Origin of the sequence: Clostridium sp. (assembly GCF_022482905.1) — a bacterium.
Taxonomy (GTDB): domain Bacteria; phylum Bacillota; class Clostridia; order Clostridiales; family Clostridiaceae; genus Clostridium_B.
This window is the reverse complement of record NZ_JAKVOI010000001.1, coordinates 2017085-2038325: the sequence shown is the minus strand read 5'-3', so window position 1 is coordinate 2038325 and position 21241 is coordinate 2017085. Positions and strand designations below refer to the sequence as shown.

The window sequence follows — 21241 nt, the reverse complement described above, 5'->3', positions numbered from 1 at the left end:
TATTTTTTCGATTAAGTTCCAAGGCAATATTCACTCCGTTTCATTTAAAACATATTACTTTCTATCTGAATCATGATAATTATTATTGTATCTTCTACCTTAATTAGAGTTTGTAAATTAACTTAAGGCATACTAATCAGCCTTATTTATAATATGATAATATCATAAAGTTGAGAATATATCAAAATTTCGCACTATTACCAGTCTTTTTTTGAGCACTCTGTTTCACTAAAGACTTTTAATAATGCGCATTTTGTAGGATTACCTATTTTACGCTGTCCTCTTGTATATTAATATCTGTTGCACTATTTATCGTAAAATTTTCAATCATGAATCTGTTCTTTTATGTTTTTCTTATATTATTTCATTTTTTTCTTCATAAGCTTATTTAAACTTCTCAACATCTTTTATTTTTTACATTTTTATATATTTTAACTAGTTCCCACCATCCTGTCGATGCAATACCTATGAATGCAGCTACTATTAACATTTTTAAATGCACTGCACTTGTTTTAAATAGTGGTTGCAAAATTGGTATATAAACAATACATGCTAATATGACTAAAGAAATACTATTTATAAAAAGCCGTGCTTTATTTTCTTTCTCCTTAAAAATATGAATTAAATATTGAGTATTTGATCTGTTTACTAATACTAAAATAACATTTGCAACTATTAATGTTATCAGAGAAAAGCTCCTTGCATACTCCACAGAACTTCCTGTATCAACCAAATAGTGAAAAGGTAAGAAAGCAGCTAAAAACATTGTAACTCCCTGTGCTATAACTTTCTTGGTTAACTCCTTCGTTAAAAGTGGCTCTTTTGGAGACCTTGGTGGCTGATTCATAATATAAGGTTCCTCAGGTTCTCCTTCAAATATTATGGAACAGGTAGGATCAATTATTAATTCCAAAAGCATTATATGCATTGGCAGTAAAATTTGTGGAAGATTGAATATTGGAGCAAACAGTGCAAGAGCTGCTATAGGTATATGAATTATCATAATATATACTATAGCCTTTCTGATATTATCAAATATTCTCCTTCCATCTCTTACAGATTCAACAATAGTTGTAAAATTGTCATCAATCAGAATCATATGAGCTGCTTCTTTAGCAACTTCTGTTCCCCTTTTTCCCATGGCTATCCCGATATCAGCATTCTTAAGTGCAGGTGCATCATTTACTCCATCTCCAGTCATTGCAACAATATCACCATTATTTTTTAATGCTTTAATGATCTTCATTTTATGCTCAGGAATTACTCTTGAAAATACATCACAACTTTTTACAGCTTCACAAAGCTGCTGTTCACTCATACAATCTATTTCATCCCCAGTTATAGATTTACTGGCAAATTTAAGCCCGATTTCTTCACCTATAGCTACTGCGGTTTTACTGTAGTCACCAGTTATCATAACTACCCTTATACCTGCATTATTACAAGTCTTTATAGCCTCTAAAACACCATCTTTAGGAGGATCTTGAAGTCCCACTAATCCTTTAAAATTTAATAGATAGTCCTCCAGTTTTTCTAGAAGTTTGTCATTTTTACATTCTGCAAAGGCCAACACTCTTAAGCCTTTAGAGGCCATTTTATCTATTGCTTCTTCAATTTTCTTGACTTCTTCATCGCTTAAGTTACAAAGTGGCATTATGGTTTCCGGAGATCCCTTTGCTGCTGCATAATAATATTCATTTAATTTAAAAATATTAGCCATTCTCTTCGTCTTTGAATCGAAGGCAAATTTTTGGCAAAGTTCCAAATTATATAATTCATTTAAAGAAATATTTCTTTCTCCATTTTCAATTATAGCTTTTTCCATAGGATCATAAGGATCTTTCTCGCAAGCTAATATAGTAATTTTGCTTAAATTTTCATCTGTAAAAGCTGTGCTGTCTTGAAGTTCATTATTAACATATACTTTTTTAATCTTCATACTGTTTTGAGTAATAGTTCCTGTCTTATCTACACAAAGCACATTGGTAGAACCTAATGTTTCCACAGCTGAAATCTTTCTCATTAATGCATTTTTCTTTGCTAATCTAGATGCCCCTAGAGATAAAAATATTGCTAACACAACCGGAAATTCTTCTGGAATCAATGCCATTGCTAAAGTAATTCCTGATAATATGCTGCTTAATAAATTTCTATTATAGAAATAAGATAGCACCATTACAGAGAAACATAAAATTATCCCCGTAATGGCAATAGCCTTTACAAGTTCCCCCATTTTCTTCTGAAGAGGAGTTAATTCATCTTTAGCCTCACTGACAGCCTTTCCTATTTTTCCGTACTCTGTATTAAATCCTGTCAATTTTACTATTGCAGTACATTTTCCAAAAACTGATAGCGTTCCTGCATAAAGCATATATTTTTTCCAATGATCATCAGAGCTTTCACTCAATTCCTTGGGTAACTTAAATACATGTTCTGATTCTCCCGTTAAAATAGATTCATCTACAGAAAAATTAGATGCCTCTATTACCTGGCAATCAGCAGGTATTCTTTCTCCTTCCGCAATATAAATTATATCTCCTGGAACAAGTTCAGAACTTTTTATCAAACCTTTCTTACCATCTCTTAGTGCATAAACTTGAGGCGATGTTAAGCCTTTCAATGCACCCATAGTTTTTTCTGTTTTCCATTCCTGAATGAAAGTTATGGATACAACTGATATTACAAATGCTAACATTACAATGCCTTCTCTAGGCTGTCCTAAAATAAAATATAGTGTGGAAGCTCCTACTAATAATAAGAACATTGGTTCTTTAAAAACTCCAATAAATTTTTTAAGTGGATTTGGTTTTTCATTTTTAATCAGTTCATTTAATCCATATTTTTCCTGTAGTGTTGAAACTTCTTTCGTTGTAAGTCCATTAATTCTATCTGTCATTTTTTCACCTCATTATCAATTAATAATATAATGCTACTGCTATATGTTTTATTTGTCAATGTTTATCCTATATAGATTTATTATCAATTGATAATGAAAATTAACAATATTTGTGAATTTAAATCAATAAACATTTATTATGCCTTACTCAAACTTCGTATATGTATACACAGTTTAAGTCAATAAAAATTATATCATCTACAGTTCTAGCTTTATCTTCTCTCAAAATGTAATCTTTTATTTGCTTTTCCGTAACTTCCGTGCAGTAGCAACTAGAATATGTTCTGCTTCGATCACCTTTTTTTCACCGTTAGAAATAATATGAATAGTATTAAAATTTTTGAATAATTTAAGCTTTAGTAGAGTTTTTATGGAGGGTTGGTTATGCGATTTAACGATTTTAGTTGGATATTTATAATATCGATTTTTGTTGGTATGTTTTTTCTACGTGGGTGTGGATGGAGTGGAGGCTGTGGAATACCAAGATTTCATAGAAAATCAAACCACGATTCCGATAATAAATCCGAAGCTATAGAAATATTAAATAAAAGGTATGCTAATGGGAAAATTGATTCTGAAGAATATAAATTGAGAAAGGAAGAAATACTTAGAAAGTAGTGTGAGAAACAATGAAAGAAACAGAATTCTAATAAATGGCAGTCTTATTTCTTTAGGACTGATAGCTGTACTTGATAATATATTTTCCCACTGGCTTTTTAAATGGCATAGGATTTTACCAAACGAAACTTCTTCAAGGTACTTGGGAGCAACTTTATTTATTCTTGGGTTAATATTATTAGTAATTGGTGTATTCAGATAAATAAAAGATAGAAGAATTAAATCACATTAAATGTTGTAAAAAATTCTATCATTCATCAATTAAAAAGGCAGTTATGCCTTTTTTTATTTTTGACATGTTCAATAACTAAATGTAGAAAGAATATTATTTAGTTACCATATTATTACATCTATTTTGCCCCTGGTAGCACGTTCGCTTGTATTACCCCCTATTTCTTGATCCTAAAAGATTTTTTTAATCCTTAATTTTTTCTCTGATCTTATAAGTTCTACCTTTTCCATATTTAACCTCTTTTCATATTTCAAAGTCTTATTTTATGTAGCTTCACTGTGTTTGTTTAATTCAGCATAATATATGATATTATCATAATATGTTGAATTTATTTTTGCAATTTTAACTTTTAAATACTAAAAAAATAGTTCAAAGCCTTAATACATAAGACTTCACACTATTTTAACCAATTTCACACAATATGTATTGTGTGGAACTTATAAACAATGGCATTCAAAGTTATAATACATTAAATTTGTCGTACAGACATTGGCTGTATCGTTAATAATGGAATCATTAATTGATGGTATTATAACTAGAGAGTACCAAGGGAGATGACATTTCAATATAAAACCAAATTATTATTATATAATAGGAATTTTATAAAAATCTAATTACACAAAACTATGCTATACATAAATTAATTATTTTTGTAAAAAGCTATTCCCTAAAATTATATTATATGTAATTATATATATATAATAGATTTTTAATGGTCATAAATTAAAAATTTCAAATGTAAAATTATCATTAGATTTATTAAAATTACTTTGCAATTCATATCACAGATGCCGGTATTATATCCGATATCATTCTTTTCACTATTAAATTTGTATAGAATAATAAAAAGAATGATAAATTTAATATAAGATACTTAGATGGAAAGGGTGATTTATTTTGAAAAAGTTTTTACAAATATCAATACTTTTAATACTACTTCTATTAGGTAACGGATGTGGAAAACTACATTCCACCAAGAATAGCATAAGTACAGATAGCTGGGCTTATGAAAAAATGATTACACTAAATAAAATAAATTATGTTGTTACATCTGAGCAAATTGAAAAAGTCGATAGTAAACTTGGAGAAGTTAGACACTACTCAACTAATGAAAAAGATTTCGATCCAAATAATTTTTCAAATTACTTTAAAGTTGGAACTGGATTATACAAGATTCCTAATATTAACACAAAAGATGCAATTGCAGTTGAAATTGAGAAAAATAAATTTGTTAAAGCATCTAATACACAATTAATTAACCTGTTGTGCTAGTTAAATCACTAGCAACATTTACAAATAGAAAACCTCCAGCACAATGTGTTAACCTATCATTGAAAAGCACGACCAATTCAATGAAGGGGGAAACATATATGCTAGAGATTTATAACAATGATTCTATCACAATTATAGAAGATTTAAAAGATTTTATAACTGTCATATTTGTTATAGTTGATGATATTTACCAAGAAGTAACTCCAACATATATTAAAAATCGAAGAAACAGTAATCATTCAATAATGAGTGATAGTGAAATAATTACAGTTTCATTAGCTGGTGAGCTTATGTCAATTGATTCGGAGAATGCTTATGGCTTTTTTTAATACATCAAGAGCATCCTTTGTATCACGAAGTTCACGCTTTAATCGTGCAATTTCCTTTTGTTCATCACTGGAATAATTACCTGAACCTCGAACTTGAATACCATTTTCGCTTTTAGAATCTCTAATCCACTTTGACAAAGTGCTACCACCTATATCAAGGTTTTGAGCACAACCTCTTACTCCAAGTTCTTTATGATCCATGTAATATTTTATAGCATCTTCTTTGAACTGCTTGTCATGTTGTTTTTTCATGATTAAGTTCCCCAATCTCTTATATTTATTCTAAAACTTATTAGGAACTTTCTCAATTTCTCTTGTACTATTTTTATTCTAACACCAACCTTATTTATTTGAATTTCACTTTTATGAAATGCTGCTCCACAAACTGCAATTATAAAAAAGCAATAACTACATTCCGAAATTCATATTTAAAGTCTTCAATTAATATAAAATAATGTCATATTAAAAGTTCGTTGGGATAACAATATCCTTTCGGACTTTTTTCGATTCTTAAAATATTTTTCTCGAATTCAAACTATTATCCAATATCAGTTTGATTATATGGAAGGAGGATTGATGATACATATCTCCTGCTGAAGATGATTCTAAATTTTAGAATTTAAACATAAAGGGTATGGGGATTAATCCACATATCCTATATATTTGGTTAATAGGAGATTTATTTTTAAATCAATTTCTATATTTTATTGACAAAATAAGATATTATCATATATAATGAATATATGAACATATATTCATATATAAAAACAATTTTATTAAAAATATTTTTGAATAAGAATTAATTCATATAGGGAAACAAACTTAAGCCAGTAAAAGGAGGAAAAGGTAATGGATAAAGCACTTAAAGACCCCGGCAAAAGCAGTATAAAACTAGTAAAAAAAAGTATTTCCACAAACAATAACTTTGCTAATTTAAAGAAAACTAGTAAAGAATGTATAAAAAAAGAATTTATACTAGAGGGATTAGATTGTGCTAATTGTGCAGCTAAGATAGAAGAAGAGGTTAGTAAAATTAAAGGCATTGATTCTGCTAATGTAAACTTTGTCACGAAAGCTTTAACTTTGGAAATTGGTGAAATTAATAAAACAAAAGAGTTAATCGCAGTAACTACTGAGATAATTGGAAATTTGGAACCTGATGTAAGAGTAGTGGAAAAACAATCGGGTAAATTATTAAAAAAAGAAATTTTGCTTAAGGGACTGTGCTGTAGCAATTGCGCCTCAAAGATTGAAAGGGAATCAAATAATATAGAGGGTGTAAAATCCGCCATTGTAGATTTTGCTGCAACAAAGCTTATTATGGAAATAGATAATTCATCTGAGCAAACTGTTATAATTGATAGAGTCAAAGAAATAGTTAAAAGAATTGAACCTGATGTTAATGTGGTTGTTCTTGAGGGTAAAAAAGTAAATAGTAAAATTGAAGAGAGTGAAGAAGAAAATGATAAGAGTGAATTAGTCAAGTTTGCATTAGGTGCAGCCATATTTGGGATAGCAACTGCTTTCAAGTTTTCAAATACTGTTGAACTGATACTTTATCTAATTAGTTACGTAATTGTAGGTGGAGAAGTAGTATTAAGGGCTATAAAAAATATTAGCAGGGGACAGGTATTTGATGAAAACTTTCTAATGAGTATAGCAACCATAGGTGCTTTTACTATTGGTGAGTATCCAGAAGGGGTAGCAGTTATGATTTTCTACCAGATAGGAGAAATGTTTCAGGATATGGCTGTAAATCGCTCAAGAAAATCTATTGCAGCTCTTATGGATATAAGACCTGATTTTGCTAACTTGAAAATAGATGACGAGCTAAAAAAAGTATCACCGGAAGAGGTTAGCATAGGTGATATTATTGTAGTGAAACCAGGAGAAAAGGTTCCATTAGATGGTAAAGTGCTTGAAGGCAGCTCTATGATTGATACTTCAGCTTTAACTGGAGAGTCAGTACCTAGAGAAGCAGAAACGGGAGATAATATTTTAGGTGGAGTGATCAATAAAAATGGACTGTTAACAATAGAGGTAGAAAAGGAATTTGGAGATTCTACTATAGCAAAAATACTTGACTTAGTTCAAAATGCAAGCAGTAAAAAAGCTCCAACAGAAAAATTCATAACAAAGTTTGCTAGGTACTATACACCAGTTGTTGTCTTTTCAGCAGTAGCTTTAGCTGTTATACCGCCTCTTGTTATAGGTGGAGCAAATTTTTCTCAATGGCTATATAGAGCACTGGCATTTTTAGTAGTTTCTTGTCCTTGTGCATTAGTTATATCTATACCACTTGGATTCTTTGGAGGTATAGGTGGTGCTTCAAAAAATGGTATACTTGTTAAAGGTGGTAATTATCTCGAAGCATTAAACAATTCGGAAATCATTGTTTTTGATAAAACTGGAACACTTACAAAAGGCGTATTTAAAGTTACAGAATTAAAACCTCGAGATAATATGCCAAGTGATGAACTTCTAGCCTATGCAGCTTATGCAGAAAGCTATTCAAATCACCCGATAGCAGTTTCCATATTAAACGCTTATGGTAAAGAAATACCTGGTGATGCAATATCAAATTATGAAGAAATATCAGGTCACGGCATAAAGGTTGTTGTGGAGGGAAAAGAAATTTTAGCAGGCAATTATAAACTAATGGAGAAAAAAGATATATTGTATGAACAAGTAGAAACTGTAGGTACAGTAGTTCATGTTGCAGTTGACAAAGAATACGCAGGATATATAGTAATATCTGATGAAATTAAAGAAGATTCTGCAAAAGCAATTAAAACTTTGAAATCTATCGGAGTTAAGAAAACAGTAATGCTAACTGGTGATAATAAAACTGTTGGAAATAAAGTTGCTAGAGAATTAGGACTTGATGAAGTTCATGCTGAATTACTTCCGGACCAAAAGGTGGAAAATATAGAATTACTCGATAAGCAAAAATCGGAAAAGGGGAAGTTGGTATTTGTAGGAGATGGAATAAATGATGCACCAGTTTTAGCAAGAGCAGACATAGGAATAGCTATGGGAGGACTTGGTTCGGATGCTGCAATAGAAGCTGCTGATGTAGTAATAATGACAGATGAGCCATCAAAAATTACTACAGCAATAAAAATTGCCAAGAAAACAAGAACTATAGTAATGCAGAATATAATCTTTGCTTTAAGTACTAAACTGATTTTATTAGTTTTTATAGCTATGGGCTTAGGCACTATGTGGGAAGCAGTGTTTGGTGATGTGGGAGTAACTATACTTGCAGTATTCAATTCCATGAGGGCTATGAAAGCACAAAATTCATAATATAGTAAATTTAGTATATATTAATAAAAGTAAATTGAAAAGGGGTGTATTAGATGAGCTTATTTTCAAGATCATCAGGCAAGAGGCATCATGATAATAATCATAGAGGGAGCAGTTATTATAAAAGAGAAGGATTTTTAAACCGTATATTAGGTATGTTTGGTTCATTTTCTCGCTCAGGCAGAAAATATAATAAATATTATTCTCATAATAATTCATATCCAAATCATTATTCTGGTGAAAGACATTGTAAAAGAAGAAAATATAAGAGTTCATGGTCATAATGTCGTTTTTTAGAAGGAAAATATATCCAACAGATTATTTGTTTGGTGGATATAGCGTTGTAAAGTTAATAGGTGAAGGCCGATTTGGTATGTGTTATTTGGTTAACTTAGATAATAAGAAATATGTTCTAAAAGAGATTAAACCTAAAGTTATAAAAAAAAGTGGTACTAAAATTATATTTGAAGAAAAAATTCTTTCATCTATTAATCATCCATTAATTCCTAAAATAGTTGATACAATAAAGAATGATAAAATGTATGCCTATATTTTAGAATATAAAAAAGGAAAGACAATAGAAGAAATGCTCTTTGGAGACAATTATGTATTTACTCCATCTGAAATTTATAAAGTAGGAATTAAAATTATAGATATAATAAAATACTTGCATGAAAGAAACATTGTGCATAGAGATATAAGAGTACCGAATGTAATTATTAACGAAGAAGAAGTGTATCTCATTGATTTTGGACTTGCAAGATTAATAAATGGTAAAAAGTATATTCCTTCTGTTGATTTTTTATATTTTGGACATCTACTTCTTTATTTGTACTATTCTTCTTTTGAAAAAACTAGTAAAAAGTCAGAACCTTGGTATGATGAACTTGATTTATCCTTAAATGAGGTGAATTTTTTGAAAAAATTATTAGGTTTGAATGAGAAGTACAAAAGTATTTATGATGTAGAAAAGGATTTTTTAAAATTAGGATTGGAACGTTTACAAGATAAATATTAGAGCAATGAAACTTTAAATGTAAAGGATTTATTACTTGAAATTTGCTTGATTAGTATTGTAAGAAATATAGTTTGATTACCGCATTATTTCTGCATAATAGTTGGAGGTGATAAGTATGTTAGATTTTTTAAGAGAAGAAAGAATTGATGAAAAATTAATTGCTGAAATAGAGCATTACCGAAATTTTTACAATGTAAATCCTGATATTAAATACAGAATACCAGAACCTAAATATAATTATTATGGAAAAGAAATTTGGGAGGGAGCAATTACGGCTATTCTTTGTGGCGAAAATATTCTTTTAGTTGGTCCTAAGGCAAGTGGAAAAAATGTTTTCGCAGAAAACTTGGCAGCTGCTTTTGGGAGGCCCAGCTGGGATATTTCATTTCACGTCAACACGGATTTTTCATCTCTTGTTGGGACTGATACATTTGAAAATGGACAAGTTGTTTTTAGAAAAGGTCCAATTTATGAATGTGCCACGTTGGGAGGTTTTGGAGTTCTTGATGAAATAAATATGGCGAGGAATGAATCCATTGCGCTTCTTCATGCTACCTTGGATTTTCGAAGAATTATTGACATACCAGGTTATGACAGAATCCCTATGGAAGATGCTACCAGGTTTATTGCTACAATGAATTATGGATATGCAGGCACTAGAGAACTTAATGAAGCTCTGGTTTCGCGTTTTATGGTTATTGAAATGCCAACAATTTCTTCCAGAAATCTTATGAAACTGCTCAGGCGAGAATTCCCTAATATGAAAGATAAATATCTTGAACAATTTATAGGCCTGTTTAAGGATCTTCAAAATAAAAGCGAAAGCTCGGAGATCTCTACAAAATCCGTAGATCTAAGGGGACTTATTTCTTCTATTCATCTCATAGGCAAGGGTCTGAAGACATCTGAGGCTTTGAAGATGGGCATTACAAATAAATCTTTTGATAGATTTGAAAGAGAAATTATAGAAGACGTTATTCACCTGAGAATACCGGAAGGGGTGGAAAGGAGTGAAATTTTTACAGATTGACTATGCAGGAACAAAATAAAGAGATAAAAAGAGCTGATAATATTATATGGAATGCTTCATCTGATTACTCATTAAACTCAGAAATAAAAGCATATGATAAAAATGGAAAAGCCGATCTTTATTTAAATTATATTATAGGATCTGTTCATAAATACTATAACTATTCACTTTTAGAGGAATTTTTTAACTATCTTAAAAAAGATACTAACTGTAAATTATTAGAAGAACTTACATGGATAGCTTTAGAAAATTGTACTTATAAAAAAGCAAAAAGTGAACGACTGGTTCTTGAAAATCTGCGACGTGATTATTCAAAAAAATTTCTTAACAGGTGTAATCCAGATTTATCTTTTAACATTATAGATCAAGTCAAGATAGCTCATTTTAAAAGAGCATTGGGTGAAAAACCTAATACGACAAATCTGGCACTTACCATTTTAAATGATTTAGAGTTTGATGAACATATGAATACAAAGCAGATTATATCTCGTATGAAGGAGATTATAAAAGTTTATTTTCAATATGGACCTCACTTTTTAGCAAAAAATATACTTCCAACGTCACATAGGGGCAAAAGTATTTTTCAAGTAAAGGTGAAGGGATCAAATTCTAGGCGTAATTCATTTTTTAAACGTTCTAAAAATGAATTACGAAGGGCTTTTAGTTGGCTTAAATCTGTAGATCAAATCAATAAATACGATAGAAAATTTATGCAGGGGTATTATGGGGTTTCCATTTTGCAAGAACCACGGGTAAAGGCTTTAGAAAAAATTTTGTGTATTGGAAACCATAAAAATTGTCATGTTCATTTTACAAGAGGGAATTTTGATGTTCATATTAAAAATAATACAAGTACAGTTAAACATCAAGATGATATTTTAAAACAAAGAGAAAAAAATAATATACATTATAATGAAAACTTTGCGAGAAATAATAATAGCATTTCAAATTTGACAGATAAAATTAAAAATGTGATGCTTGTTAACCGTGAATCTTCCTGCAGATCAGAAAAGGGAAAACTTGTAGCAGGAGATATTTGGAGAAGCTTTTATGTTCATGACAATAAAATTTTTATAAAAAATCTTAAAAATGATGTCAGAGATCTAACGGTGGATATAATGTTGGATGCATCGTTGTCACAAAAAAATCGTCAGGAAATTATTGCAACAGAAGGGTATATCATAGCTGAAAGCCTTACACGCTGTCAAATTCCTGTAAAAGTCTACTCTTTTTGCAGTTTTCACGATTATACAATTATCAATCTTTTTCGTGATTATGATGAAGTTTACAAGAATAATAAGATCTTCAATTATACAGCTTCAGGGTGTAATAGGGACGGCTTGGCTGTTCGTGCTGCACTTTATATGATGAAAAATTTAAGCTGTAACCGTAAGATGCTCATAGTCTTATCTGATGGGAAACCCAATGATATGCAGTGCATACCAGCGAGTGGAATTAATCATATTGAATATAGTTATTCAGATAACATGGGTGTAAATGATACTGCTTTGGAAGTGAGAAAAGGCTTGCAGGAAGGAATTTCTATTCTTGGTGTTTTCACAGGACGTAATGAAGATGTTGCTGCTGCTCAAAAAATATATGGACGTAATTTAGTGCATATAAAATCTGCAAAGAGATTTGCTGATACAGTTGGAGTTATGCTGCAAAATGAATTGAACAACATACTTTAAGAATGTTCTTTTTAATCTAAGTATTTACTTTTCAGTACATGATTATGATAACTAAACTTTTAGTTCTAGATTACTTTTTGCCTATTATCAAGTTTTATCATACCCAAGCCTTGAGAACTACTCTTTGTTAGTATTTCATAAATTTTAAAGTAATGTAAATACTAAATGTAAAAGGGAAGGTGATACTTTGGAAAAAGGGATAAAAAAGGAGCTAGTACTTAAAGGGTTAAATTGTGCAAATTGTTTTCAAAAAATACAAAACGAAGCAAGTAAGGTAGAAGGCGTGCATAAAGCATCAGTAAATTTTGCCGACAAAACTTTAACTATAGAAACTAATGATATAAATAAAATAAACAATATTATTACGAAAATAAGAAGTATTGTAAAAAAGATAGAGCCAGATGTGATAGTAAAGGAAAAATCATATTTAAATTCCCCTAAAAAAGCGTTAGCACTTTTGGGGTTATCCTGCATGAATTGCAGTGTTAAAATTCAAGAGCAGGTAGGTAAGTTAAATGGTGTAAAAAATGCTCATGTTGATTTTCCTACTGGAAAATTAATTATAGAAATTGATAATAAACATGATCTAGAAAAAATAACTGAAGAAGCAGCAGAAATAGTTAAAAAAATTGAACCCGGAGTTAATGTTGTAGATGTAGATAAGAAGGAAAATAGTAAAGCATATTTTCACGATGATAATGCAGGGCAGAATAGAAAAAAAATGATTGGAATGATATTAGAAATATTATTTTTTTCAGTTCCTATTTTATTTAAATTTACTAGCAATATTGAGTTTATATTGTATTTAATAAGTTATGTACTAGTTGGATGGAAAGTTATTTTAAAAGCTGTTAGAAATATAGCTAGAGGGAAAGTTTTTGATGAGAATTTTTTAATGTCTATAGCTACAATAGGTGCTTTTTTTATTGGACAGTATCCAGAAGGGGTTGCAGTAATGCTATTTTATCAAATAGGTGAATTCTTTCAAGATGCTGCTCTCAATCGTTCAAAAAAATCTATCGCAGCATTAATGGATATTAGACCTGATTATGCAAACTTAAAACAAGGAGAAGAGCTTAAAAAGGTTTCTCCGGATCAAGTTAAAATAGGAGATAAGATAGTTATAAAGTCTGGAGAAAAAGTTCCACTTGATGGAAGTATAATTGAAGGAGAATCTATGGTAGATACTTCAGCTTTAACAGGAGAATCAGTGCCAAGATCAGTACAAAAAGGAGATTTGGTCTTGGGAGGTTTTATTAATAAGAACGGACTATTAACTGTTGAAGTTACTAAAGAATTTGGAGAATCTACAGTATCGAAAATACTAAATTTAGTTCAAAATTCAAGCAGTAGAAAAGCTCCTACGGAAAATTTTATGACTAAGTTTGCAAAGTACTATACCCCTATAGTTGTGATAATAGCAGCTTTATTAGCTATTGTACCTCCGTTGATTATAAGAGGGGCAATGTTTTCAGATTGGATTTATAGATCATTGGTGTTTTTAGTTATATCTTGTCCATGTGCTTTAGTTATATCAATACCCCTTGGCTTTTTTGGCGGAATAGGAGGAGCTTCAAAAAATGGAGTATTGGTTAAGGGCGGGAATTATTTAGAGGCCCTAAATAATTTAGAAATCATTATTTTTGATAAGACAGGAACACTTACAAAAGGCGTCTTTGAGGTAACAAAAATAAAAACTACTGAAAAATACAATAAAGATGAGTTGCTTGAATTTGCGGCTTATGCAGAAAGTTTCTCAAATCATCCTATAGCAGTTTCAATACTTAAGGCCTATGGAAAAGAAGTAAATAAAGAAAAAATTGGAAGCTATGATGAAATATCAGGTCATGGTATTAAAGTTAAAGTAAAAGGTAAAGAAGTTTTAGCTGGAAATGTTAAATTAATGAATAAAGAAAATATAAAGATTGATGAATTAGATATTGTTGGAACTGTGGTTTATATAGCAATAGATAAGGAATATGCAGGTTATATAATAATATCCGATGAAGTTAAAGATGATTCAAAAGATGCTATAAAGAACCTTAAGACCATAGGAATAAAAAAGACTGTTATGCTTACTGGAGATGCTAAAGCTGTTGGTGAGAAAGTAGCAGGTTCCTTAAGTTTGGATGAAGTTTATGCAGAGCTTCTTCCTGATCAAAAAGTTGAAGAACTAGAAAAGCTAGATAAACAGAAATCGGCCAAAGGAAAACTTGCCTTTGTAGGAGATGGAATAAATGATGCACCAGTTTTAGTAAGAGCAGATATAGGAATAGCTATGGGAGGACTTGGTTCGGATGCTGCAATAGAAGCCGCTGATGTAGTGATAATGACAGATGAACCTTCAAAGATAGTTACTGCTGTAAAAATTGCTAAAAGAACAAGAAAAATAGTATGGCAGAATATAATACTGGCTATGGTAGTTAAAATAATAGTTCTTATTTTAGGAGCTGGAGGAATAGCGACTTTGTGGGAGGCAGTTTTTGCTGATGTAGGTGTTACTATACTTGCTATAATAAATGCAATGAGAGTAATGAAAGTTAAAAATATATAAAACTACGGAATATTGTGTAAACTTTAATAAGAACCTTAGAAATAAATATTTAAAAATATTCAATTTTTTCTGATATAAATTATTTTTTCTTTTATTTTTTTATTTATTGTATATGCTCTTAAAAAGTTGATCCAGTTTGTTATAAACGTTTCAAAGTATGAAATTTCAAGGGCAAGTATCCATATGGGTAAGGAAGTTCTACTAAGAATAACAGACAAATCACAGAATTAAACAGAAATATGAATCCATAAATAAGATTAGCAGACTACTTAAAGAAGTAAAAAAATAGAATGTTTAAAAAAGTCGTAGCATTCGTATGTTTTCAATAAACAAATTGAATTGCTTTAAGCTATATAAAAGGCGATGATAGATCTCTCAAAACTGATGTATGTGTAGAAGTTTCAAAAATAATTCACTATTAGTCAGATTTACATTTTTATCTCACATTTAAATTTATTTGCCTAACAATAATCTTGTATGCTAAGGCTACTACATTTTTGTTAAGGACAATCACTTTTCTATTACAACAATAGTGACTAGTACAGCGATGGAATAAGGAGATCGTTGTTATGGGATTAAAATATAAATTGTACTCTTATAAGCAAGGTATTATCTTAAAAAACTTATTTCCATTTAAAAATAAATACAGCTCATCTTATATAGAATTATATTACATATTAGAAAATAATATTATATTAAAAGTTTGTTCGGATAGTAATATCCATTTGGGCTTTTTTCAGCTCTTAAAATATTTTTTAAATAAAAGGTATCTTTTGCAGTAAGTATCGATCTATCGGTGAGAGCCAATGTAAAAGAGGAGAAGATAAACGAAAAATCCCCTATTCATCACTGGATAGGAAAGGGAAGATACTCTGTTTTGACTGCATCAGATGCGAAAATTGCAGACGAATTGGGTGTAACCGCAGTACAGTATATAGCAACTGAAAATTATAAAACACTACTGAAGGAGGAGTTATGAAAAAACAAAGAAGCTAATTTCCTTTCCTATCATAAAGGCAGCAAGTAAGGACGATGCTGTGACAATTTAATATATATTGAATCACTAGCAAGGATATATCTCAAAGCTTTCCACAAAGGTACTTACTAATGAATACGGAAATAAATATTATTTTGTGGACAAGGATATTCAAAAACAGCTTACCACCTTCCTGCTAAAGATGATTTTAAATTTTAAAATCTGAACATATATGATTCAGGACAGCATTTACCTGAAACACTATGCCCGTATCTACGGAAAGGCAATGTACCACTCCACCGTTTTGAAAGACATCCAATTATACTATTCTGTCCTTCGATTTATAACGGATACGGAATCTGCCGTTCGACTGAGCTATTTAAAGCAGTTTGGCATGACGGACGACGATATAGAAGAAAGTAAACTCTAAACATATCTTTTAAGAAAAAATTTGCACGAAAAGCCCCGCCGAAGCAGGGCCAGTAACGGGGGCGCTTTTGCAGTACCTAAAAGATGTGTAATAAACTGGTTTTATAAAGCCCGACTAGCCTTTCTGGTATATGCAAACCAGTATATTAATAACGTTAAGAACCCGATTACTGCCACAATTATATACATTCCACGATATCCTAGGAATGTTATTAGCGCGCCCGTGAGCAGAGGCCCGATGCAGTTGCCCAAATCTGTGCACAGATAGAATGTTGAATTATCAGGTGCTAAATGGTGAGACGGCGTGATCTTTACTACCAGCGTTTGTGTTCCAGACTGTATGGCCCCGAGCCCAAGACCAATGAGGACTGCTGCCGCTAGCATCATGAAACTCGCACTTAATGCGAATAATAACAACCATATCGCATTTATCAAAATCCCAGGATAGATTATTGCATTTTCGCCTTTAGTGTCAAAGAGTTTGCCTGCTGAGGGGCGAGATATCATATTTAGGATTGTTTATTGGCCATAAAGAGCTGGTATGATGTCTGCCATAGGAGTTATTACGTTGATGGGGCTGGTTACTAAAAATGCAATTTTACTTATTGATTTTGCAAAACAAAACCACAGAAAGGGAATGAATTTGAATGAAGCCTTGATTGAAGCTGGGCATACGCGTTTAAGGCCGATTATTATGACTACCTTGGCCATGATTTTTGGTATGATTCCTTCAGCTGTAGCTACAGGTTTAGGCTCAGAACTACGTGCACCAATGGCTTTTGCAATTATTGGAGGATTAATTACATCAACATTGTTGACATTATTGTTTGTTCCGGTTGTATATACATTTTTGAATGATTTTAAAGAGAGATTGTTCAAAAAAAGAAAATATAAGTGTTTAAATATTTTCTTTTATATCTTTAAAATAACCTATTTTTATAATGAAAATTTTATGGGACACCAAGAATAATATTTTTTATTTGTTAAAAGCCGTTATTAGACGGAAATAGTTTATATCACATATCTAAGTTAATTTGTCTGACAGTGGCTTTTTTATTTGTTAAAGCCACTGTTTTTTATTTCTATTAAGAACAAGCACTTCTGTTATCACAGCAACAGTAACTATTAGATAATGATGAGATAAGGAGGTTTTTCTTATGAGATTTAGATACAAATCTCATTCTTATGAAAGAGGTAATTTCCTAAAAAAAGCTCATTTTCATTTTGGGATAGTTATGGTTTATTTTATGTAGAATCATATCATATTATAGAAAATAATGTCATATTAAAAGCTCGTTTGGATAACAGAATCCATTCGGGCTTTTTTCAATTCCTAAAAACTTTTATTCAGATACAAAACATTTTCTGCAACAAATATTACCTCCCTGGTGAGAGTCAGTGTGAAAGAGGAAAAGAGAAACAAAATTTTCTCCTTTCTCACTGGCTAAGAAAGGAGGTGATATTCTATGAAGCCATCTTCTTTCAGCAAAGTACCATTCGAAAAACTTAACCATCAGATTCAGGAAGATTTTCAGACAAGCATTCAATTCCAATTTGACTATATAGCAAGAAAAGTTATGATACGTACCAGAAGTAATTGCTATCGTTCTATTGGTAGACGAAGTAAGCGTGAATGTCTGTTTTCAGAAATGTCGGAATTGGAATTGAACAAGCTACAAACCTTTGATACCTATCATCTTGATAGTCGAATTTATAAGATCTTGTCGCTGAATGTGGAAGTTATTGATTATCAGATTGCAGAGGCACTGGATATTTTACCAAAACGTAAGCGTGACATCATTCTGATGTCTTACTATCTGGAAATGTCGGATGCAGAAATTGCGGATGAATTAGGTGTAAACCGCAGTACAGTATATCGCAACCGTACTAGTGCATTAAAAATCATAAAAACACTATTGGAGGAAGAGTTATGCAAAAAACAAAAAAGTTGATTCCCTTTCCTATAATAAAAGCAGCAAGTAATGGTGATGCTGTGGCAATTGAATATATACTGGATCACTACCAAGGATATATTGCAAAACTTTCTACAAAGGTGGTTACTGATGAATATGGTAATGGATATTATTTTGTGGACAAGTACATTCAAGAACAGATTACCACTGCCCTACTGAAAATGATTTTAAGTTTTAAAATCTAAACATATAAGGGCGTATGGATCTCCAATACGCCCTAACTTTGAAGTTGTCATTCTGTAAAAGCATATTGTCTATTTAAGTATGCTTTTACGGGTTGATAAAACCTATTTGTTCTTTGACAAAGAAAATGCCATTCGTGGCATAGCATAAAATAATCGGATACATTCAATATGTAGAGAGCCGGCGAACTGGAGCGCCATGACCACTAAAGGGGGAAATAAAAAGTGAGCGATTATTCCAGTGATTCGCAAGTGACCTTTGGCAAGGTTGCTGCCATGACCTGCATATTGGGATAATGATACTCCCGCCTTGAACGTCTGCACGGCATTGGGCGGTATACCCATAAGCATGGGATAAGGCCAAAGTCCTGTGGAGCTTTGCCGAAGCCATCCGATTTGTTGATTTTTTATATATTTAAAAGCAAGGAGGTTTTTAATGGATAAAAAATTAATTCGATACAGTATGCAAATTGCTATGCTAAAACAATTACTTTCCTGTAAGCTAATTTCAAAGAAGGAATATAATCTCGTTAAAAGCCGACTTATGAAAGACTATAAAATATTTTCTGATATAACAGCTTGAAAATGTATTGTCTTATGTAGTATCATAATACTATAAAGTAGATACAAAGGAGGATGTTATATGCAGGAAGTTGAGGTTATAAAAGCAAGAAATGCATTGACAAAACGAATACGCGGGAAAAAGATAGAACGTTTACGTGTTGCTGCTTATTGCCGTGTCAGTACAGATAGCGAAGATCAATTGAATAGTTATAAATCACAAGTCAATTATTATACTGATTTGATTAATAAGAATAAAGAGTGGGTCTTGGTAGATATCTATGCAGATGAAGCAATTACAGGTACACAAGTCACAAAACGTGAAGATTTCCAGCGTATGATTAACGATTGTATGAATGGAAATATTGATATGATTATTACAAAATCTATTTCAAGGTTTGCCAGAAATACCTTGGATACACTAAAATATGTCCGTATGCTCAAAGAAAAAGATATCGCCATCTATTTTGAAGATGAAAAAATAAACACCCTTACGATGGATGGAGAATTGCTGCTTGTTGTACTTAGTTCTGTAGCTCAACAGGAAGTTGAAAACATTTCTTCCAATGTCAAAAAGGGATTAAAAATGAAAATGAAACGTGGAGAATTGGTAGGATTTCAAGGCTGTCTTGGATATGACTATCATCCAGAAGACAAGACTATTACTATAAATAAAGAAGAGGCGGAGATTGTCAAGTACATTTTCAAGCGTTATATTGATGGTGCTGGTGCTTCTGTGATAGGACATGAGCTAGAGAATCTTGGGTACAAGACAAAATATGGGAGCTCAACATGGGCACCATCTACAGTTATTGGAATTATTAAAAATGAGAAATATAAAGGTGATCTGTTGCTGGGTAAGACTTTTACTGTCGACCCAATTTCAAAGAGGCGGCTTGAAAATATGGGAGAGGAAGATCAGTTTTATATACGTAATCACCATGAACCCATTATAAGTGAAGAAGTCTTTGAAAAAGCACATGAAATACTTAAAAGAAGAAGCAAAAACAGAACAACAGTAGGTGTTGGAAAGAGAGAAAAATACAGCAGAAAATATGCTTTTAGCTGTATGCTGAAATGTGGATTCTGTGGCAGCAACTTGTCAAGGCGTGTCTGGCATAGCAGTTCCAAGTACAGCAAGATTATCTGGCAGTGTGTAGTAGCTACCAAAAATGGTAAGAAGTTTTGCCCAGATAGCAAAGGTATATCAGAAAAAGCAATTGAGGACGCTTTTGTTCAAAGTTATCGTCTGCTATGCAGCGATAACAAAGATGTATTAAATGAATTCCTTCAAAGGATGGATGACACACTAAGCAGTAGTACTGTAAATAAACAGCTTGCTAAAGTAGAAAAAGAGATAGGTGCAATAGAAAACAAGAAAAATAAGTTAGTAGATATGCTTCTGGAAGAAGTTATAGATAAAGATATGTATGAAACAAAATATTCTGTATTGATGGAAAAGCAGGAACAACTTTTAAACGAGCGTCAGAAGTTACAAGAAACGGCAGGTGATGAGAAAAATATTAAATGCCGTTTGAAAGAGTTTAAGAAAACATTGGAACAAAATGAGGTCCTAAATAAATTTGACCGATATGTTTTTGAAAGTGTTGTGGAAAAAGTGATTGTTGGTGGATATGATGAAGATGGCAATAAAGATCCAGCACAACTTACATTTGTATATAAAACAGGTATGAAAAATAATATGAATGGAAATAAATTTAAGCCACAAAGAAGAAATATTAAGGATAAAAATAAGACTGACAAATTGTGCTCCCATGATAATAACGAGGTAAATAAATTGTCTTCTCATAATAGCGTTGATACACGTGGAGTGCGTTGTATTGATGTCACGAATAGATAAATAAAAGTGTGTGAAACACTGATAAATAAAGGGTTTTCAAGTTTAAGAGTAGTACCATGAATTTTATTTTTGGTGCTTCTGATTTGAAAATTCTTATTTTTATTTTGCAGAGAAATATTTTAATTATTATAATATGTGTATAGTGTAGTAGGCAGGATAGATGCTATAAGGGTTGAGAAGTTAGGATAGATGTGGGTTTCAAGAGTAGGCAAGATAGATGTCAAAGAAAATTATGGATAAAATAAGTACTCTTTTAGACTACTTATCATTTAGCTGGGAATAATAAAGATAATTAGTCTAGATTTAATAG

18 protein-coding genes and 2 pseudogenes are annotated in these 21241 nt (G+C 31.3%); 17 read left to right on the top strand and 3 right to left on the bottom strand.

Features of this window, described 5'->3' with window-relative positions; all coding sequences use genetic code 11:
- Positions 1-397 precede the first annotated feature (397 nt).
- The gene (locus LKE46_RS10065) at positions 398-2896 is read right to left on the bottom strand and encodes a cation-translocating P-type ATPase (RefSeq protein WP_063600925.1); all 2499 of its coding nucleotides are present in this window, start codon (positions 2894-2896) and stop codon (positions 398-400) included.
- Positions 2897-3280: 384 nt separating this feature from the next.
- Between LKE46_RS10065 and LKE46_RS10060 the strand changes: the two genes are divergently transcribed.
- The 4 genes and pseudogenes from LKE46_RS10060 to LKE46_RS10050 all read left to right on the top strand — a co-directional run.
- A complete protein-coding gene (locus LKE46_RS10060; protein WP_063600924.1) occupies positions 3281-3514 on the top strand; it encodes an SHOCT domain-containing protein in 234 nt (77 codons plus the stop codon).
- Position 3515: 1 nt separating this feature from the next.
- The gene (locus LKE46_RS17735; RefSeq protein ID WP_063600923.1) at positions 3516-3716 is read left to right on the top strand and encodes a DUF2243 domain-containing protein; all 201 of its coding nucleotides are present in this window, start codon (positions 3516-3518) and stop codon (positions 3714-3716) included.
- A gap of 927 nt (positions 3717-4643) precedes the next feature.
- A complete protein-coding gene (locus LKE46_RS10055; protein WP_082853530.1) occupies positions 4644-5018 on the top strand; it encodes a hypothetical protein in 375 nt (124 codons plus the stop codon).
- A 98-nt stretch (positions 5019-5116) separates the two neighbouring features.
- Positions 5117-5341: pseudogene (locus tag LKE46_RS10050) on the top strand (IS982 family transposase); the annotation flags it as partial.
- Here LKE46_RS10050 and LKE46_RS10045 read toward each other — a convergent pair.
- The gene (locus LKE46_RS10045) at positions 5312-5599 is read right to left on the bottom strand and encodes a transposase (RefSeq protein ID WP_063600920.1); all 288 of its coding nucleotides are present in this window, start codon (positions 5597-5599) and stop codon (positions 5312-5314) included. The pseudogene LKE46_RS10050 and the gene LKE46_RS10045 sit on opposite strands and share 30 nt — an antisense overlap.
- A gap of 597 nt (positions 5600-6196) precedes the next feature.
- Here LKE46_RS10045 and LKE46_RS10040 point away from each other — a divergent pair.
- The 8 genes from LKE46_RS10040 (at position 6197) to LKE46_RS10010 (ending at position 16355) form a co-directional block, all read left to right on the top strand.
- Positions 6197-8656 carry a heavy metal translocating P-type ATPase gene (locus LKE46_RS10040; protein ID WP_063600919.1) on the top strand — a complete coding sequence of 820 codons (2460 nt, stop codon included), beginning with the start codon at positions 6197-6199 and terminating at the stop codon, positions 8654-8656.
- A 274-nt stretch (positions 8657-8930) separates the two neighbouring features.
- Positions 8931-9674, top strand: coding sequence for a serine/threonine protein kinase (locus LKE46_RS10035; protein ID WP_063600917.1), 744 nt, complete (start codon positions 8931-8933; stop codon positions 9672-9674).
- Positions 9675-9789: 115 nt separating this feature from the next.
- A complete protein-coding gene (locus LKE46_RS10030) occupies positions 9790-10704 on the top strand; it encodes an AAA family ATPase (RefSeq protein ID WP_082853529.1) in 915 nt (304 codons plus the stop codon).
- A gap of 2 nt (positions 10705-10706) precedes the next feature.
- Positions 10707-12395 (top strand): hypothetical protein, encoded by a 1689-nt coding sequence (locus LKE46_RS10025; protein ID WP_156496371.1) that lies wholly within the window; start codon positions 10707-10709, stop codon positions 12393-12395.
- A 187-nt stretch (positions 12396-12582) separates the two neighbouring features.
- The gene (locus LKE46_RS10020; RefSeq protein ID WP_063600915.1) at positions 12583-14949 is read left to right on the top strand and encodes a heavy metal translocating P-type ATPase; all 2367 of its coding nucleotides are present in this window, start codon (positions 12583-12585) and stop codon (positions 14947-14949) included.
- A 796-nt stretch (positions 14950-15745) separates the two neighbouring features.
- A complete protein-coding gene (locus LKE46_RS10015) occupies positions 15746-15928 on the top strand; it encodes a hypothetical protein (RefSeq protein ID WP_063600913.1) in 183 nt (60 codons plus the stop codon).
- Positions 15929-16025: 97 nt separating this feature from the next.
- A complete protein-coding gene (locus tag LKE46_RS17730; protein ID WP_153042943.1) occupies positions 16026-16151 on the top strand; it encodes a helix-turn-helix domain-containing protein in 126 nt (41 codons plus the stop codon).
- A gap of 6 nt (positions 16152-16157) precedes the next feature.
- Entirely contained in the window at positions 16158-16355 is a 198-nt protein-coding gene (locus LKE46_RS10010; protein WP_153042941.1) for a hypothetical protein, read from the top strand.
- A 101-nt stretch (positions 16356-16456) separates the two neighbouring features.
- Here the strand turns inward: LKE46_RS10010 and LKE46_RS17725 are convergent, their stop codons facing one another.
- Entirely contained in the window at positions 16457-16861 is a 405-nt protein-coding gene (locus LKE46_RS17725; protein WP_082853528.1) for an MFS transporter, read from the bottom strand.
- A 2-nt stretch (positions 16862-16863) separates the two neighbouring features.
- Here LKE46_RS17725 and LKE46_RS10005 point away from each other — a divergent pair.
- The 5 genes and pseudogenes from LKE46_RS10005 to LKE46_RS09985 all read left to right on the top strand — a co-directional run.
- Positions 16864-17324: pseudogene (locus LKE46_RS10005) on the top strand (efflux RND transporter permease subunit); the annotation flags it as partial.
- Positions 17325-17820: 496 nt separating this feature from the next.
- Positions 17821-18306, top strand: a complete 486-nt coding sequence (locus LKE46_RS10000; protein WP_082853490.1) for an RNA polymerase sigma factor — start codon at positions 17821-17823, stop codon at positions 18304-18306.
- Positions 18285-18512, top strand: coding sequence for a helix-turn-helix domain-containing protein (locus LKE46_RS09995; protein WP_063600307.1), 228 nt, complete (start codon positions 18285-18287; stop codon positions 18510-18512). The genes LKE46_RS10000 and LKE46_RS09995 overlap by 22 nt, the downstream gene beginning before the upstream one ends.
- Before the next feature lie 433 nt (positions 18513-18945).
- Positions 18946-19092, top strand: coding sequence for an SHOCT domain-containing protein (locus LKE46_RS09990; RefSeq protein ID WP_058953099.1), 147 nt, complete (start codon positions 18946-18948; stop codon positions 19090-19092).
- Between the two features lie 60 nt (positions 19093-19152).
- The gene (locus LKE46_RS09985; RefSeq protein WP_291721380.1) at positions 19153-20931 is read left to right on the top strand and encodes a recombinase family protein; all 1779 of its coding nucleotides are present in this window, start codon (positions 19153-19155) and stop codon (positions 20929-20931) included.
- The last annotated feature ends 310 nt before the right edge of the window (positions 20932-21241 follow it).

Coding starts and splice junctions, on each gene's coding strand:
- LKE46_RS10010 (WP_153042941.1), top strand. CDS start 16,158: ATGATTCAGGACAGCATTTACCTGAAACACTATGCCCGTATCTACGGA.
- LKE46_RS10030 (WP_082853529.1), top strand. CDS start 9,790: ATGTTAGATTTTTTAAGAGAAGAAAGAATTGATGAAAAATTAATTGCT.
- LKE46_RS17725 (WP_082853528.1), bottom strand. CDS start 16,861: ATGATATCTCGCCCCTCAGCAGGCAAACTCTTTGACACTAAAGGCGAA.
- LKE46_RS10040 (WP_063600919.1), top strand. CDS start 6,197: ATGGATAAAGCACTTAAAGACCCCGGCAAAAGCAGTATAAAACTAGTA.
- LKE46_RS10060 (WP_063600924.1), top strand. CDS start 3,281: ATGCGATTTAACGATTTTAGTTGGATATTTATAATATCGATTTTTGTT.
- LKE46_RS10035 (WP_063600917.1), top strand. CDS start 8,931: ATGGTCATAATGTCGTTTTTTAGAAGGAAAATATATCCAACAGATTAT.
- LKE46_RS09985 (WP_291721380.1), top strand. CDS start 19,153: ATGCAGGAAGTTGAGGTTATAAAAGCAAGAAATGCATTGACAAAACGA.
- LKE46_RS10065 (WP_063600925.1), bottom strand. CDS start 2,896: ATGACAGATAGAATTAATGGACTTACAACGAAAGAAGTTTCAACACTA.
- LKE46_RS10025 (WP_156496371.1), top strand. CDS start 10,707: ATGCAGGAACAAAATAAAGAGATAAAAAGAGCTGATAATATTATATGG.
- LKE46_RS09995 (WP_063600307.1), top strand. CDS start 18,285: ATGCAAAAAACAAAAAAGTTGATTCCCTTTCCTATAATAAAAGCAGCA.
- LKE46_RS10045 (WP_063600920.1), bottom strand. CDS start 5,599: ATGAAAAAACAACATGACAAGCAGTTCAAAGAAGATGCTATAAAATAT.
- LKE46_RS10000 (WP_082853490.1), top strand. CDS start 17,821: ATGAAGCCATCTTCTTTCAGCAAAGTACCATTCGAAAAACTTAACCAT.
- LKE46_RS09990 (WP_058953099.1), top strand. CDS start 18,946: ATGGATAAAAAATTAATTCGATACAGTATGCAAATTGCTATGCTAAAA.